Source organism: Pseudomonas sp. ok272 (assembly GCF_900109995.1).
Taxonomy (GTDB): Bacteria; Pseudomonadota; Gammaproteobacteria; order Pseudomonadales; family Pseudomonadaceae; genus Aquipseudomonas.
In genome coordinates this window covers 209,516-224,483 of the sequence record NZ_FOCB01000008.1, presented here as the reverse complement: position 1 = coordinate 224,483, position 14,968 = coordinate 209,516, and the positions used below count along the sequence as shown (strand labels likewise).

The window sequence follows — 14,968 nt, the reverse complement described above, 5'->3', positions numbered from 1 at the left end:
CAACAAGGCACTCGTCTCCTCCTCGTCAGTCAACCACGGCCAACGGCATCTGCTTTGCCCGGCCACTAAACACAAGACATCACGGAGCACCAACTCGCCGATCATACCCATACGGCAAGCGCGCCTTATATAAGAAAACCAAGTTTAATTAAACAAATCCCGCTTCTTCATTCCATGTGCATCGCGCCGAACTAAACCCGACCACTGGAAATATAAATATAGTGAATTTTTGGCACCGTCAACAGATGAAGCTGGCACGTTACAATTTATGCGACTTGAGCATATATGATGCCAGAAAAGCCCTGAAACATCGATAAAGAACAGACCTACAAAGCTTCAGGAGGCGTACTACACCCTCGCCTTACATAAAAATTAAATTTGAGATATTTATCTTTCCGCGCTGAACCCTCTGCTATGGTTAGTTGAATCAGACGAATACAGCGTGCTTTTTATGAGCATAATTTTCTTCCCATCGACAAAACACTCGAGACATTCTGAATGCACTATCACCTAAGCCGATAACTACGCGCTTATAGCTTATTGGTTTAATGAATTCGATAAAGATTTCGAGGCATCTTCACTGAGCGCCTCCATGCAACCATGCCAGAGAGCGATTATTAACAATGACTCATTCATTAGATCAATACATCGAAGACCGTCCGCTTGGTACATCCCATATGTATGGACTACGGTCAAACACCCTACAGGATGATCCTTTCGACGTTGTCATCATTGGTAGCGGGGCTGCTGGTGCGGTTGCTACAGACACCTTCGTTCGGGCCGGACTTCGCACCCTCTTGCTGGAGGAGGGTGCAAGACTCAAGTCCAGCGCGAAGAATGCGGACGTTGACGCGCATGCCGAACATGCATTGGCTGGTAATTCCGAACAAGGATGGAATCTACGTGGATGGCCATGGAGCACACGCAATCTTGGTGGCGGTACGGTTTTCTATGGCGGCGCCTCGTTTCGGTACACAGAGTTCGATTTCGACCCCAGCGATCGTATTCGTGTCGAGGGTTTGCCCGTGAAATGGCCTATCGGCGCTTCCGATCTCGCTCCTTTTTACAATGAGATAGAGTCGATTCTATCCATCGACCACGCTGGGTTTGAGTGCAGCCGAAGAAAAGCTCCAAATACACTGAGCCTGCCCGCGGAACATCTTTGGGAGGGAGCCCTTCGGCTTGGTCTATCACCCCGCCCGACTCCTGTTGCGATCGACCGCAACCTCTGCGACCACTGCTCCTTATGTATAACGGCACAATGCACGCGCGGCGCCAAGCGCGATGTAGTGACTTCTTGGCTCGGTCCATTGGCCGATATGCCCAACCTGCTGCTGTTGACCGGCGTGAAGGCTATCGCGCTAATGCAAGAAAAATACGATTGCGTCAGCACAGTGCGATGCATGGACACCGCAACTGGTCAAGTTCGTTCCATCCGTGGGCACTGTTTTGTGTTGGCTTGCAATGCAATTCAAACGGCAGCGCTCCTGCTGCGCTCAATCACACCTTATGCGCCAAGGGGGCTTGGAAATGAGCACGATATAGTCGGTAGGGGTCTTTGCATGAAGCTCAGCGAGTATTCCCAGGGCGCGGTGCATCTTGGCCGGCAACAAATCGACGATCATCTAATAGGTTATCGGGGTCCGTTTTCGACGGTCTGCACGCTTGACCATTATCTGGACGAGCGCTGTCCGACCGGTGTCGGCGGACTGATCTATGAAGCCAAGCACGACGACTGGAGCCTTCTGCAAGGTGATGGCCTGGTATTACGCGTAGAAACCGTTATTGCTGACCATCCGTCTCTCGGGAATCGGATCCGACTTTCCAGTAGTACGGACTCATGGGGACTGCCGCGCTTGATGATCGACTACACAACGAATCCACAGGATCTAGCACGCCTAGGTTATATGGTGGAGCGCTCAGCCGATTGGCTCAGGGCCTCCGGCGCGCGGGATATCCAACATGAAGCCTCGAATTTCGCGATGGGCAGCACTCACCTACACGGCACCTGTCGCGCTGGTGACGATCCGCGAACGTCTGTGGTGGATCGGGATGGCAAGCTCCATTCGCTGGATAACGTCTACGTTGCGGACGGTAGCTACATGCCCTACCCCGGCGGAGTGAATCCCACTCTGACGATCCAGGCCAATGCTTTGAGAATTGCTCGCCAGATCGCCCGCAACGCAAAGCGTCATGCAAGCGCCTCGCCAGCACAACAGCCCATAGCTAACTGAAGTTCAATCAGAAGATGACCACAGATATGACACCCCACTTCATTCACCAACTCGTCATTTACACGATCTGCAATGTGACTGGCGAAACCCCTAAAAATGTTTCGGCCCTCGATAGGGTTGAATTGAATACACGTGACTGGGAGCAGGTTTTCAGCCGACTGGAAGCAACACTCGACATCCAGACCGGTATGTTGACCTCCGTTGAGCGAGCTTTCTCCATCGACGCGTTGATGCTTTTGCTGCACACCAGGCTAACAGACGACATCGTCACCTGAGCTCTCTGCACTCTCGAATAGCCCTCGGCCCTAATTCATTTACCAAAGGCCTAACTCCTATGAAAGTTTTGAAGCTGACACCTTTTTTCCATCATCCAGATGCTGACTCGTGGCCAGCGGCGTACGACTCGGTAGGAGGCATGCAGATTCAGACCTGGCGACAAGCAGTTTGGCTTGCTCAGGAAGGTATCCATCAACATGTCATGACCATCGGGTTCCCCGGACTGCCCAAGCTGCGACAGCTGATTCCGCTTCTGTGGGTCGAGCGCATGCTACTACCTATGCCGAAGATACGGTCCGAATTCAGTGGTTTGATGGGTCTAGCACAGTCGTGGGCGATGGCAACACTGTGTGCACTGCTCCGAAAAGGGCGTAAGCATGATTTCGATATCGTTCACGCGCATCTCGACGGGCAAATTCCGGCGCTGCTGGTCGCTTGTTTAGCGCCTCGATTGCTACGATGCCCGTTGATCCTGACGGTGCACTGCTCTCGTCTCGCGGTCTACACGCCGCATTCCCGGCTGGACATACTTCAGCACGGCCTGGCCCGGTGGCTGGAACGCAAAGCAGTGCGCACGGCCTTCGCGGTAGTCGCCCTAACCCAACGAACCGCCTCCCAACTCACACGCGATGCTCATCATGTCGAGATCGTTCCCGACGTAGTCGACACCACACAATTTGCGCCGTCCCTGCAAGAAGACGTAGTTGCGTTCCGCAAACATCATAATCTACGGCGGCAAACGGTAGGTTTTGTCGGCCGTATCGCGAAAGAAAAGGGATGGCAACATCTCATCCCGCTCGCTCAAGCACTTCGCGAGCAAGAGTGTGAGTTGCTGATCGTTGGCGACGGGACACAACGGGATCGGCTGCGGTACGCAATTGACAAGGCCGGATTGCAGGACTGGGTGACGGTTACAGGCTTCATCCCGAATCACGAAATCCCCCTGGCGATAGCGGCCTGCCGCCTGATCGTGATGCCATCAGCGTATGAAGAGTTCGGAGGAGTCAGCATTGAAGCGCTGGCTACCGGCGTCCCGGTAGTAGCTTTTGCCGTAGGCGGCCTTACGGAAATTTTGCGGGGCATTACTCCTGACCTGCTGATCGCATCAGAGGATACCTCCGCGCTGATAGCACGAGTCAAGGCGGTGCTGGCCGGGAACCATCAGCAGAGTATCGATCCGGCTCGGTTGCGTGCCTACGTTGTACAACGTTATGCCCCATCCGTAATGGGCGCCCGAATCATTTATCTATACCAGTTAGCGCTAATCGACTCTACGAAACCTGTCAGACCGTGAGTGCCCCAGCGAATAACTGCGCGGCATCGGCAACGGTTTGCCCAACGGAAAACGACCTGCCATGGAGGATTCTCTATGTCCCTGATTCACCTTCCCAACACCGCTACAGCATCGGAAGTAGTGCAGTGCTTGCGCGAGCACGGCTACGCCATCATTGACAAACTCGTGCCCGGCATCACTATGGATCGCATCGCCGAAGAACTCGAACCCTACACGGCGGTGACGTCCTTCGGGTCCGACGGCATTCTCGGCAGACTGACCAAACGCACCGGCGGCCTAATTGCGCGATCTACAGGGGCGCGTGAGTTGATCCTCAATCCGACTATTCTCGATACCACTCGGCGTTTTCTCTCTCACGCTACGACGTTTCAGATTCATTGCACGCAGGTCGTGTCCATTCACCCGGGTGCAAAAGCACAGACACTCCATCAAGACGAGGTAGCCTGGGACATGTACCCCTTTCCCAACGACTATCACGTGCAATGCAACACCCTATGGGCGATGACCGATTACTCCGAGAAGATGGGTGCCACGCGCATCGTACCTGGCAGCCATCGAGCGGGGCGCAGCGTCGAGTTTAAGCATACAGCCAGCTATCCAGCGGAGATGGAAAAGGGATCAGTGCTCGTCTACGACGGAAAGGTGTACCACGGCGGCGGAGCCAATCGCTCCAACCGAGTCCGATCGGCCATCAACTTGACTTATGCGCTCGGCTGGCTTCGACAAGAGGAAAACCAGTTCCTGTCCTGTCCGCTGGAAATTGCTCGTACACTGCCAGACGAATTGTTGCGCCTTATGGGCTATCAGTGCGGAGCGTTCGCTCTGGGCTACGTCCACGGATTCGAGGATCCGATGACGGTGTTGGGGCGGAGTCCGCCTGGCAAACTTGTGGGCGCGGAGTGGATGCTGAAAGCCGAGCAGAACGACGATCGCAGATCTTTCCTACGAGAAGAAAGGTTCGATTGAAGAACGTTGATCAGGCGTTTCTGAAGTCATCTGTACTGAGATGCTCGCCCCATTGGGTAAGCGCTTCACCGCCTACGCGGGGTTCATGACAGACGCTCATGACACTCGCCAATTCGACCTCACGAACGGGCTGTTGCAAGACATTCAGCAAGGGCACGCTGTGCTCGTCGACCCACCGAGAAAAATCACGCCGCTGCTTGAAGGTCATTTCACTGACCAGTAAAAACTTGCCCATGGCAGACTCGGCGTCTCAGGCTTAATAAGGTATGCCGGTCATGACTTTTGCACGTAAAGTTATCGAAAATGAAATAGTCGAACGGCAGGCCTCGCTCCAGTGCGCGCAGTACATACTGCATATTCGAGCAGAGACCGATAGTGAAATAGCCAATGGCTTTGAGCAGACGACTGTAATTAAGCAACAGGCCTGTGTTCGCGCACAACACCACGACTGTCATGCGCCGACCTTTCACACCTGCCTCCTCACTCAATAAAATCGACACCGCCCTTCACGACTAAATACTTCAATCCTGTGCATAACCGGTGTCGCTTCAGGTCAAGTGTGCGTCGCGATCGTTTTACGCACTATAAGACAACCCTTAAAAGCCCCCCATTTAATACTGACATGAAGCAGCCATATATTTCTGGCTGACGCCGGCCATAGCCGGCAACTACCCTAGGCACCCAACGAACTAAAAAATTTAACATTTAAGACTTTTCTTAAAGGCCAAATCGTTGCCACCTGCTAGCCTGCCCCCGGTAATACAGCCTGGCACCTACAAGTCTTACAACTAAAGGATTCAAGATGAAAAAGCTCAAGATCTCCCTGGCCGCTGCAGTAGTCTCCAGCGTAATCTTCATTTCTGGCTGCACAGGACAAGTGTACAATCAGCAAAAAAACTGCTCTTATGATTACCTGTTTACTCCATCGGTATCTATTTCCAAGATCATTGGCGGTTGCGGCCCTATTGATAAGCTCCCTCAGTAATAGGGTTATACAGTCAACCTGAACAACCCGCATGACGCTAGACAGCCCCATATCAAACTCATGGTATGGGGCCTTATAAAGTTACCGTCACTGTTAAAGGCAACAAACACAGCAGCCACTAACATCGCGTTAGTGGCGTCGCACCGTTATAGCTCACCTGATGATTGCTTCATCTTTAGCCTGCCCCTCGAAGCCGGCTTTTTTATGCACGCCAGCATTAACTCGTTTAGCTCGACCTGGGCAGATGAAAAATCTTTCACTGTGCCTGTGGCGCCCAGCGCTTATATTCGCCCCGCTCATTCAAGGAACATTTAGCCCGCACCCCTTACCGCGGGCTTTTTTTTGGCTTTGAAAAAGTCAGGACCAGGATGCAAGCCGTGTACGGCGGCACTTATTCACACGGCGCGCCCCAGCCGGTAATCTGTTTCGCTCCCCCCGAACGACACAAGGACGTCGCCCATGACCCTGCGCATAGAACTGTCGCTAGCCCCCACCGCCGAAGAACGCCTGGCGATTCTCGAACCGCTGCGGGCCTATAACATCGCCAAGGCCGGCGATGGCCAGTATCAGCAAATCGCCTTGCTGGTGCGTGATGAACACAGCGATGAAGTGGTCGGTGGGCTGTTTGCCAGGCTGTTCTATCACTGGTTGTACATCGACTTGCTGTCCGTGCCCGAACAGTTGCGAGGACAAGGCATTGGCTCGCAACTGATGCACAAGATCGAAGCACAGGCGCGTCAGCACTCGTGCATTGGCATGTACCTCGACACGTTCGATTTCCAGGCACCTGATTTTTACCGCCGGCACGGGTTTATCGAGGTCGGGCAGATTGCCGACTACCCACCGGGCGGCAAGCGCTTCTTCTTCCAGAAGCGCCTGGACGGCTGAGCCTTACAGGCAGGTTGCCAGCGCCGCCAGCCGGCGCTTGGCCACCCAGTCGTCGACAATCGCGTAGTACTTCAAGGTGCCACTTTGCACGTCGATGAACGACTCGGCGGAGCGGGTGTAGACGGTGAAGCCGCCGCTGTCGCCCGGCTGCAGGTAACCGCTGGCGTCCACGCCAAAGACTGCTTCGTCCTGCCAGGCGAATTGCACGCACTGGGCGACCACCAGGTCCGGCTTGTTCGAGGTGAGCGTCTTGTAGGGGGTCTGGGAGCGCGCCTCTTTCATGGTCGAGCCCGCGCAACCTGCCAGCATCAGACCGGCCATTGCCACCGTCAACATACGCATTGTGTTTCCTTACAGGCGAGAAAAACGCGACTGTATCACCGCCCGTGCGCGCCCCGAAGCACTGCCGCTCTGCTTTACTTCATATAGCAGGCGACAGACCGCACCAATGGGCGCACCCTATCGCGCCATTATCCAAGCCACACCTTTGCTGGAAAGCCAATGACCCCCAATGCCGAGCGCTACAAACCGTCCACCGACTACGCCGACAAGTTGATCAGCCAGATCGGCCAAACCCCCTCCTGGATTGCCAAGCGCATCGGTGTGACCGATAAGCGCATTCGCTACATCCTCGATGGCGAGCGCACCGTCAAGGGCGAAACCACACCGATCCAAATGACCTACACCGAGCAATTCGCCCTGGAGTGCCTGGCAGCCGAGGCCAAAGCCAACAAACAGAAGACCTCCTGATCCCGATCAAGGCAACCACTGGCACGCCACGTAGACTTTGCTTTTGACAAGGATGATCCATGCCCCTGATCGAATCGCAGCACGAACTGGCACTGCAACGTTTTCTCGATGCGCACCCGCAGGTGCGCGAGACACTTGATCACCTCAACCCCTTGCAAGCCCAGGCCAAGGGCGAAACCATGGCCCAGTACCGCGATGAGCGGCTGCACGAAGCCTTCGAGGCTGAAGCCGAGCGACAGGGCCTGTTCGCCTGGGAACTGACCCTGCAATTGACCGCCGCCAGCCCCGAGGACTTCGCCGCCCAACGGCGGGAAGTGCACAAAGAGGTGGCGCAGATGGCGGGCATGGACTGGCAGGAATACTGCGACTTGCACGGCCTGGAACCCTAGCCGATGTTGCCGGCCTCAACCAACCCCACGCCAACTGCATACCAACTGCACACCCATAAATGGCGTGGCCGGGTCGGTTTATGCCTGGTGGCCAGCCTGTCGGTACTGGCCGGCATGACCGATGCCATCGGCTTCATGGCCACCGGCGATTTTGTCTCGTTCATGAGCGGCAACACCACGCGCCTGGCCGTGGCCATCAGCGACGGTGACGGGAGCCAGATCCTGCGCCTGTTCGCGCTGATTCTCATGTTTGTGATGGGTAACGCGCTGGGCGTCATCGTCAGTCGCCTGGGTCGGCGCCGCGCCCTGCCGTTGATGCTGAGCATCGCCGCCTTGTTATGCGCTGCCGCCGCCTGGCCCCTGGAAACGCGGTTCCCGGCCTTGGTGGCCGCCATCGTGGCCATGGGCATGCTCAACGCCGCCGTCGAACAGGTCAACGGCTTGCCCATCGGGCTGACCTACGTTACCGGCGCCTTGTCGCGCTTCGGTCGCGGCCTGGGACGCTGGGCACTCGGCGAGCGCCGCACAGGCTGGCGGGTGCAATTGATTCCCTGGAGCGGCATGCTGGCCGGCGCCGTGCTGGGTGCGGTACTCGAACACTATTTTGACCTGCAGGCGCTATACGCCAGTGGCCTGGTGGCCGCCGTGCTCGGGTTTGCATCACTGATGATTCCCCTGCGCTGGCAACTGGGCTACCTGCCACGTTGAATCGCCCTTCGCCGCCCCGCCGATAAAGCTTTATCATGGCCGCAGATTTGTTGTCAGAGTTCGCCATGAAATTCGCCATTGCGCTGTTTTCCGCGCCCCACGCGCCCTCCTCGCGCCGCGCCCTGCTGTTTGCCCAGGCCGCGCTGGCCGGCGGGCATCAGATCGTGCGGCTATTTTTCTACCAGGACGGCGTCTACAACGCCTCCAACAGCCTGGTCACGCCACAGGATGAGCAGGATGTCGCCGCGCAATGGCGCCACTTTGTCAGTGAGCAGCAACTCGACGCGGTGGTGTGTATTGCCGCCGCCCTCAAGCGCGGTGTGCTCGATGAGGCCGAAGCCCAGCGTTACCAGCGCACGGCGATTAATATCAGCGCGCCGTGGGAATTGTCCGGCCTTGGCCAGTTGCACGATGCCGTCCAGGACGTCGACCGCCTGATCTGCTTTGGAGGACCTTGAGCATGGCTAAGTCCCTGTTGGTCATCAGCCGCCACGCCCCTTGGTCCGGCCCAAGCGCCCGCGAGACGCTGGACATCGTGTTGGCCGGCGGCGCCTTTGACCTGCCTATCGGCCTGCTGTTTCTCGATGACGGCGTGTTCCAACTGGCCACGCAACAGAACGCCAGGGCCGTGCAGCAAAAGGACCTGAGCGCCAACCTGCAAGCCTTGCCGATGTTTGGTGTCGACGACCTGTTTGTCTGCGCCGACAGCGCCGCACAACGGGGCCTGGCCCTCGATGCCCTATCGCTGGAAGACGCCCAGGCGCTGGACAGCACGGCCATCACCGCCCTCATTGACCGTTATGACCAGGTGATTACTCTCTGATGTCGACCTTGCATGTGTTGTCTCACTCCCCGTTCGGCGACGACCGCCTGAGCAGTTGCCTGCGCCTGATTGGCAAGGACGATGGCCTGATGCTGTGTGGCGATGCGGTGTATGCCCTGCAACCGGGCACCGCGCCCTTCGATACGCTCAACGCCCGACGCCTGAAACTGTCGGTGTTGGCCGACGATGCGCAAGCGCGGGCCATCGGCGTTCCGGACTGGGCCGTCGCGCTCGACTACCCGGCGTTCGTCGAGCTGTCGATCCATCACGACAAGGTCAACAGCTGGCTATGAATGCGCTGACCGTCGGTGCCCGCACGATCGAACTGGACAAGGACGGCTTTCTGCTCGACCTCGACGACTGGTCGGCAGAGGTCGCCAGCGCCCTGGCGGCAGCCGAAGAGATCGAGCTGAGCCCGGAGCACTGGGAGATCCTCGAACTGCTGCGCAGCTTCTATCAGGAGTTCCAGCTGTCACCGGCCACCCGCCCGCTGATCAAGTACACCGCACTCAAGCTGGGCCCGGACAAAGGCAACAGCCTGCACCTGAATCGCTTGTTCAAAGGCACTCCCGCCAAACTCGCCGCCAAGCTGGCGGGCCTGCCCAAACCGACGAATTGTCTATGACCGATTTCGCCCCGCCGATCACCGAAACACCCGCCGAGCACCCCTTCGCCCCATTCGTACGAATCCTGGGCAAAGGCAAGCGCGGCGCGCGCAGCCTGACCCGCGAAGAAGCCCGCGAAGCCATGGGTATGTTGCTCGACGACAAGGTCGAAGACACCCAGCTTGGCGCCTTCCTCATGCTGTTGCGGCACAAGGAAGAAAGCCCCGAAGAGCTGGCCGGCTTCACCGAGGCCCTGCGCGAGCGCTTGCACGCCCCGGCACTGACGGTGGACATTGACTGGCCGACCTACGCCGGTAAAAAACGCCATCTGCCGTGGTACCTGCTGGCGGCCAAATGCCTGGCGCAAAACGGCGTGCGCATCCTGATGCACGGCGGCGGCGCGCACACCGCCGGGCGCCTGTACAGCGAGCAACTGCTGGACTACCTGCACATCCCGTTGTGCCGCACCTGGCAGCAAACCGGCGCAGCCCTGGACAACGGCAACCTGGCCTTCATGCCGCTGGGCGATTGGGCCCCGCAACTGCAACGGATGATCGACTTGCGCAACACCTTGGGTCTGCGCTCGCCGATCCATTCCCTGGCGCGGATTCTCAATCCCCTGGGTGCCCGTTGTGGCCTGCAAAGCATCTTCCACCCCGGCTACCAGGGCGTACACCGCGATGCCAGCGGCCTGCTGGGCGACAACGTCATCGTGATCAAGGGCGACGGCGGCGAAATCGAGATCAACCCGGACACCATCAGCCATCTGTACGGCACGACCGGAGGCGAGAGCTGGGACGAAGAATGGCCAGCCCTGGCCGCCCAACGTCATGTCAAGCCAGCGACGCTCGACCCCGAGCACTTGAAAGCCGTGTGGCGTGGCGAGGTGGTCGACAGCTACCCGCAACTGGCACTGATCGCCACCATGGCCCTGGCCTTGCGCGGCCTCGGCACGCCACGCGCAGACGCCTTTGCCCTGGCCCAGCAATACTGGGACGCCCGTGACACATCGATTTAACCGATCATCAACGCCGACCCTTTGCGCTGTTTACTCGACCACATGGGCATAGACTTGGCACCCACGTAAATCGCTTGAGGAGTCAGACCATGGGGTTGCTCGTTGAAGGCCAATGGCGGGATCAGTGGTACGAAAACAACAGCGACGGCACGTTCCGTCGCGAACAGGCACAACGCCGAAACTGGTTGACCGCCGATGGCAGCGCCGGCCCCAGCGGCGACGGCGGTTTCCCGGCCGAGGCGGGTCGTTACCACCTTTATGTCTCGCTGGCCTGCCCCTGGGCGCATCGCACGCTGATCCTGCGCACGCTCAAAGGGCTCGAAGCACTGATCGATGTGTCGGTGGTCAGTTGGTTGATGCTGGAGAACGGCTGGACCTTCGACAAGACACTCGGCTCCACGGGCGACACGCTCGATGATTTCGCCTTCATGTACCAGCGCTATACCGCCGACGCGGCTGACTACAGCGGTCGCGTCACGGTGCCCCTGCTCTGGGACAAGCAACAACAGCGCATCGTCAACAACGAGTCGGCAGAGATCCTGCGCATGTTCAACTCAGCCTTTGACGACCTGACCGGCAACGACCTGGATTTCTATCCGCAACACCTGCGCGCACAGATTGACGAGCTCAACGCCCGTATCTATCCCGCGGTAAACAACGGTGTGTATCGCGCAGGCTTTGCCACGACACAACAGGCCTACGAAGAAGCATTCGATGAGCTGTTTGCCGAGCTGGAGCGGCTTGAGGTATTACTGGGCACGCACCGCTACCTGAGTGGCGAGTACCTGACCGAAGCCGACATTCGCCTGTTCACCTCGCTGATTCGCTTTGACGCGGTGTACCACGGGCACTTCAAGTGCAACCTGCGCCGTATTGCCGACTACCCGAACCTGTCGAACTGGCTGCGTGAGCTGTACCAATGGCCGGGGATTGGCGAAACCGTGGACTTTACCCACATCAAGCGTCACTACTACGGCAGCCAGCGGACCATCAATCCGACGGGCGTCGTGCCAAAGGGTCCGACACAGGACTTCACCGTCCCCCATGATCGGCAGCGGTTGAGTGGCAAAGGGATTTGGCGCAAGGCCTAGGGTTTGGATGGGTTTTAAGGGCCTCTTCGCGAGCAGGCTCGCTCCCACACGAGGAAGAGTGGCCGGGCGATGCGCCGAATCATCCAGCAAACTGTGGGAGCGGGCTTGCTCGCGAAGGCGGCGGGTCAGTCAGCATAGAGGGTGGCGGACCGACCTCTTCGCGAGCAAGCCCGCTCCCACAAGGGGTCTTCCAGCGTTCACACAACCTGTGTTCACTGAAGACCTACTGTGGGAGCGAGCCTGCTCGCGAAGGCAGCAACTCAGACCTGCGCCTGAGCCCCTTCAAACCACGCCAGCTTCTCACGCAGTTGCACCACTTCCCCTACGATCACCAGGGTCGGCGCATGCACTTCGTGCTCCGCCACCAGCTGTGACAGGTTGGCCAAGGTGCCGGTGAAGACCCGCTGATTGGCGGTGGTGCCCTGCTGAATCAACGCCGCCGGGGTATCCGCCGAGCGCCCGTGATGGATCAATTGCTGGCAGATCACTGGCAACCCCACCAACCCCATGTAGAACACCAGGGTTTGTGCGGGCGCCACCAGATCGGCCCACGGCAGATCGGTGCTGCCATCCTTCAAGTGACCGGTGACAAAACGCACCGACTGCGCGTAATCACGGTGCGTCAGCGGAATCCCCGCATACGCAGCGCAACCGCTGGCGGCGGTGATTCCCGGCACCACCTGGAACGGAATTCCGTGGGCCGCCAGTTCCTCGATCTCTTCGCCGCCCCGGCCGAAGATGAACGGATCGCCGCCCTTCAACCGCACCACACGCTTGCCTTGCTTGGCCAGGTCCACCAGTTGCTGGTTGATCTGGTCCTGCGGCACGGCGTGATCGGCGCGGCGCTTGCCGACATAAATGCGCTCGGCATCGCGACGGCACAACTCGAGGATCGCCGGGGCCACCAGGCGGTCATACAGCACCACATCCGCTTGCTGCATCAGGCGCAATGCACGGAAGGTCAGCAAGTCCGGATCACCCGGCCCCGCCCCCACCAGATACACCTCGCCGGTAGCGCTGGCGGCCTGGCCATTGATCTTGGCCAGCAACAGACGCTCAGCTTCAGCCCCCTGGCCGGCCAACTGGCGGTCGGCAATCGGGCCCTGGAACACGTCTTCCCAGAACGCGCGGCGCTGCTGCACATCCGGGAACAAACCTTTGACCTGATGGCGAAAACGCGCGGCCAAACCCGCCAACTGACCGTAGGTCGAGGGGATCCAGGTTTCCAGCTTGGCGCGGATCAAGCGTGCCAGCACCGGCGCATCGCCGCCGCTGGACACGGCAATCACCAACGGCGAGCGGTCGACGATCGCCGGGAAGATCACGCTGCACAGGGCTGGCGCGTCCACCACATTGACCGGCACACAACGCCGATGCGCATCCTGGGAAACCTGTGCGTTGAGCAAGGGATCGTCGGTGGCGGCGATGATCAGCCCGCAACCGTCGAGGTCCGACTCCAGATAACCGCGCAACACCAGCTCCCCGCCGCTGCCATCCACCAGCTCACTCAATTGCGCTTCGATCTCGGGTGCAACGACCCGCAACAACGCGCCGGCATCGGCCAGCAGGCGGGATTTGCGCAAGGCAATTTCCCCCCCACCGACGACCAATACTCGACTGCCGCGCAGGTTATGAAACAGCGGCAGAAATTCCATTTAGCCGATGACCTCAAGGCCGCCCATGTAAGGCTTGAGCACGTCAGGCACACGGATCGAGCCGTCGGCCTGCTGGTAGTTCTCCAGCACCGCTACCAGGGTACGACCGACCGCCAGGCCGGAACCGTTGAGGGTGTGCACCAGCTCCGGCTTGCCGGTTTCCGGGTTGCGGAAGCGCGCCTGCATGCGACGGGCCTGGAAGTCGCCGCAGTTGGAGCACGACGAAATCTCGCGGTACTTGTCCTGGCTCGGGATCCACACTTCCAGGTCATAGGTCTTGACCGCGCTGAAGCCCATGTCGCCGGTGCACAGCGCCAGGGTGCGGTAAGGCAGGTTGAGCAACTGCAGGACTTTTTCCGCGTTGGCGGTCAGGCCTTCCAAGGCCTCCATCGAGGTCGAAGGCTCAACGACCTGCACCATCTCGACTTTGTCGAACTGGTGCTGGCGGATCATGCCACGGGTATCGCGGCCCGACGCACCCGCTTCACTGCGGAAGCACGGCGTGTGGGCCACGAACTTGATCGGCAGCAGTTTCGCATCAACGATCTCGCCGGCGACGATATTGGTCAACGACACTTCGGCCGTCGGGATCAGGTACAGATCGGCTTCGCCTTCACGGGAGATCTTGAACAGGTCTTCCTCGAACTTCGGCAACTGGCCAGTGCCCTGCAAGGCCGGCGCCTGGACCAGATAAGGCGTGTAGGCCTCTTCGTAGCCGTGTTCGCTGGTGTGCAGGTTGATCATGAACTGCGCCAGGGCGCGATGCAGGCGAGCAATCGGCCCACGCAGCAGGGCAAAGCGGGCGCCGGACAGCTTGGCGGCGGTTTCGAAATCCAGCCAGCCGAACTTCTCGCCCAGGGCCACGTGGTCCTTGACCTCGAAATCGAACGCGGTTGGCGTGCCCCAGCGACGCACTTCGACGTTGTCATCTTCGTCTTTACCGACCGGCACCGACTCGTGCGGCAAGTTGGGAATACCCAGCACGATCGAGTCCATTTCTGTCTGGATCGCGTCCAGCTCGACTTTACCGGCACTCAACTCGCCCGCCATGCGCTCGACGTCCGCCATAAGCGGCGCGATGTCTTCACCGCGCTGCTTGGCCTGGCCGATGGACTTGGAGCGCGCATTACGTTCAGCCTGCAGTGCTTCGGTGCGGGTCTGGACGGTCTTGCGCTGTTCTTCCAGCGCTTCGATGCGCGCAACATCCAGCGTGTAGCCACGGGATGCCAGGCGGTCCGCTACGTCCTGAAGGTTGCTACGTAACAGTTTGGAATCGAGCATGTCGG

General features: G+C 58.8%; 20 protein-coding genes. 16 read left to right on the top strand and 4 right to left on the bottom strand.

The window, feature by feature from the left end:
- Positions 1–623 precede the first annotated feature (623 nt).
- The 4 genes from BMW74_RS14115 (at position 624) to BMW74_RS14100 (ending at position 4,770) form a co-directional block, all read left to right on the top strand.
- Positions 624–2,234, top strand: a complete 1,611-nt coding sequence (locus tag BMW74_RS14115) for a GMC oxidoreductase (RefSeq protein WP_093421378.1) — start codon at positions 624–626, stop codon at positions 2,232–2,234.
- Positions 2,235–2,248: 14 nt separating this feature from the next.
- Positions 2,249–2,509 (top strand): DUF6137 domain-containing protein, encoded by a 261-nt coding sequence (locus tag BMW74_RS14110; protein ID WP_139208412.1) that lies wholly within the window; start codon positions 2,249–2,251, stop codon positions 2,507–2,509.
- Between the two features lie 59 nt (positions 2,510–2,568).
- Complete coding sequence (locus BMW74_RS14105; protein ID WP_093421371.1) at positions 2,569–3,804, top strand: glycosyltransferase; 1,236 nt, start codon at positions 2,569–2,571, stop codon at positions 3,802–3,804.
- A gap of 75 nt (positions 3,805–3,879) precedes the next feature.
- Positions 3,880–4,770 carry a phytanoyl-CoA dioxygenase family protein gene (locus BMW74_RS14100; protein WP_093421366.1) on the top strand — a complete coding sequence of 297 codons (891 nt, stop codon included), beginning with the start codon at positions 3,880–3,882 and terminating at the stop codon, positions 4,768–4,770.
- Positions 4,771–4,780: 10 nt separating this feature from the next.
- On the opposite strand, the gene BMW74_RS24840 is transcribed toward BMW74_RS14100, so the two are convergent.
- Entirely contained in the window at positions 4,781–5,005 is a 225-nt protein-coding gene (locus tag BMW74_RS24840; RefSeq protein ID WP_139208411.1) for a hypothetical protein, read from the bottom strand.
- A 40-nt stretch (positions 5,006–5,045) separates the two neighbouring features.
- Here BMW74_RS24840 and BMW74_RS14090 point away from each other — a divergent pair, with 40 nt between their 5' ends.
- The 3 genes from BMW74_RS14090 (at position 5,046) to BMW74_RS14080 (ending at position 6,643) form a co-directional block, all read left to right on the top strand.
- Positions 5,046–5,261, top strand: coding sequence for a hypothetical protein (locus BMW74_RS14090; RefSeq protein WP_093421358.1), 216 nt, complete (start codon positions 5,046–5,048; stop codon positions 5,259–5,261).
- Between the two features lie 311 nt (positions 5,262–5,572).
- Positions 5,573–5,755 carry a DUF4223 family protein gene (locus BMW74_RS14085; RefSeq protein ID WP_093421355.1) on the top strand — a complete coding sequence of 61 codons (183 nt, stop codon included), beginning with the start codon at positions 5,573–5,575 and terminating at the stop codon, positions 5,753–5,755.
- A gap of 459 nt (positions 5,756–6,214) precedes the next feature.
- On the top strand, positions 6,215–6,643 hold the full coding sequence (locus tag BMW74_RS14080; RefSeq protein WP_093421352.1) for a GNAT family N-acetyltransferase: 429 nt from the start codon (positions 6,215–6,217) through the stop codon (positions 6,641–6,643).
- A gap of 3 nt (positions 6,644–6,646) precedes the next feature.
- Here BMW74_RS14080 and BMW74_RS14075 read toward each other — a convergent pair whose 3' ends face one another.
- Entirely contained in the window at positions 6,647–6,985 is a 339-nt protein-coding gene (locus tag BMW74_RS14075) for a hypothetical protein (protein ID WP_093421347.1), read from the bottom strand.
- Positions 6,986–7,144: 159 nt separating this feature from the next.
- Between BMW74_RS14075 and BMW74_RS14070 the strand changes: the two genes are divergently transcribed.
- From BMW74_RS14070 to BMW74_RS14030, 9 genes are all read left to right on the top strand, one after another.
- Entirely contained in the window at positions 7,145–7,393 is a 249-nt protein-coding gene (locus BMW74_RS14070) for a hypothetical protein (protein ID WP_093421344.1), read from the top strand.
- Between the two features lie 59 nt (positions 7,394–7,452).
- Positions 7,453–7,782: a DUF6388 family protein gene (locus tag BMW74_RS14065; RefSeq protein ID WP_093421340.1), complete on the top strand. Its 330-nt coding sequence runs from the start codon at positions 7,453–7,455 to the stop codon at positions 7,780–7,782.
- 3 nt (positions 7,783–7,785) lie between these two features.
- A complete protein-coding gene (locus BMW74_RS14060; RefSeq protein WP_093421335.1) occupies positions 7,786–8,490 on the top strand; it encodes a YoaK family protein in 705 nt (234 codons plus the stop codon).
- 65 nt (positions 8,491–8,555) lie between these two features.
- Positions 8,556–8,948, top strand: a complete 393-nt coding sequence (gene tusD / locus BMW74_RS14055) for a sulfurtransferase complex subunit TusD (RefSeq protein WP_093421468.1) — start codon at positions 8,556–8,558, stop codon at positions 8,946–8,948.
- Between the two features lie 2 nt (positions 8,949–8,950).
- Positions 8,951–9,313 carry a sulfurtransferase complex subunit TusC gene (tusC, locus tag BMW74_RS14050; RefSeq protein ID WP_093421331.1) on the top strand — a complete coding sequence of 121 codons (363 nt, stop codon included), beginning with the start codon at positions 8,951–8,953 and terminating at the stop codon, positions 9,311–9,313.
- Entirely contained in the window at positions 9,313–9,606 is a 294-nt protein-coding gene (gene tusB / locus BMW74_RS14045; RefSeq protein WP_093421326.1) for a sulfurtransferase complex subunit TusB, read from the top strand. The genes tusC and tusB overlap by 1 nt, the downstream gene beginning before the upstream one ends.
- Positions 9,603–9,938: a TusE/DsrC/DsvC family sulfur relay protein gene (locus BMW74_RS14040; RefSeq protein WP_093421321.1), complete on the top strand. Its 336-nt coding sequence runs from the start codon at positions 9,603–9,605 to the stop codon at positions 9,936–9,938. The genes tusB and BMW74_RS14040 overlap by 4 nt, the downstream gene beginning before the upstream one ends.
- Positions 9,935–10,936: a glycosyl transferase family protein gene (locus tag BMW74_RS14035; protein WP_093421317.1), complete on the top strand. Its 1,002-nt coding sequence runs from the start codon at positions 9,935–9,937 to the stop codon at positions 10,934–10,936. The genes BMW74_RS14040 and BMW74_RS14035 overlap by 4 nt, the downstream gene beginning before the upstream one ends.
- An 89-nt stretch (positions 10,937–11,025) precedes the next feature.
- A complete protein-coding gene (locus BMW74_RS14030; RefSeq protein ID WP_093421312.1) occupies positions 11,026–12,027 on the top strand; it encodes a glutathione S-transferase family protein in 1,002 nt (333 codons plus the stop codon).
- A gap of 260 nt (positions 12,028–12,287) precedes the next feature.
- On the opposite strand, the gene cysG is transcribed toward BMW74_RS14030, so the two are convergent.
- Both cysG and serS read right to left on the bottom strand, forming a co-directional pair.
- Complete coding sequence (gene cysG / locus BMW74_RS14025; protein ID WP_093421307.1) at positions 12,288–13,682, bottom strand: siroheme synthase CysG; 1,395 nt, start codon at positions 13,680–13,682, stop codon at positions 12,288–12,290.
- A complete protein-coding gene (serS, locus tag BMW74_RS14020; protein ID WP_093421303.1) occupies positions 13,683–14,963 on the bottom strand; it encodes a serine--tRNA ligase in 1,281 nt (426 codons plus the stop codon).
- Positions 14,964–14,968: the final 5 nt, after the last annotated feature.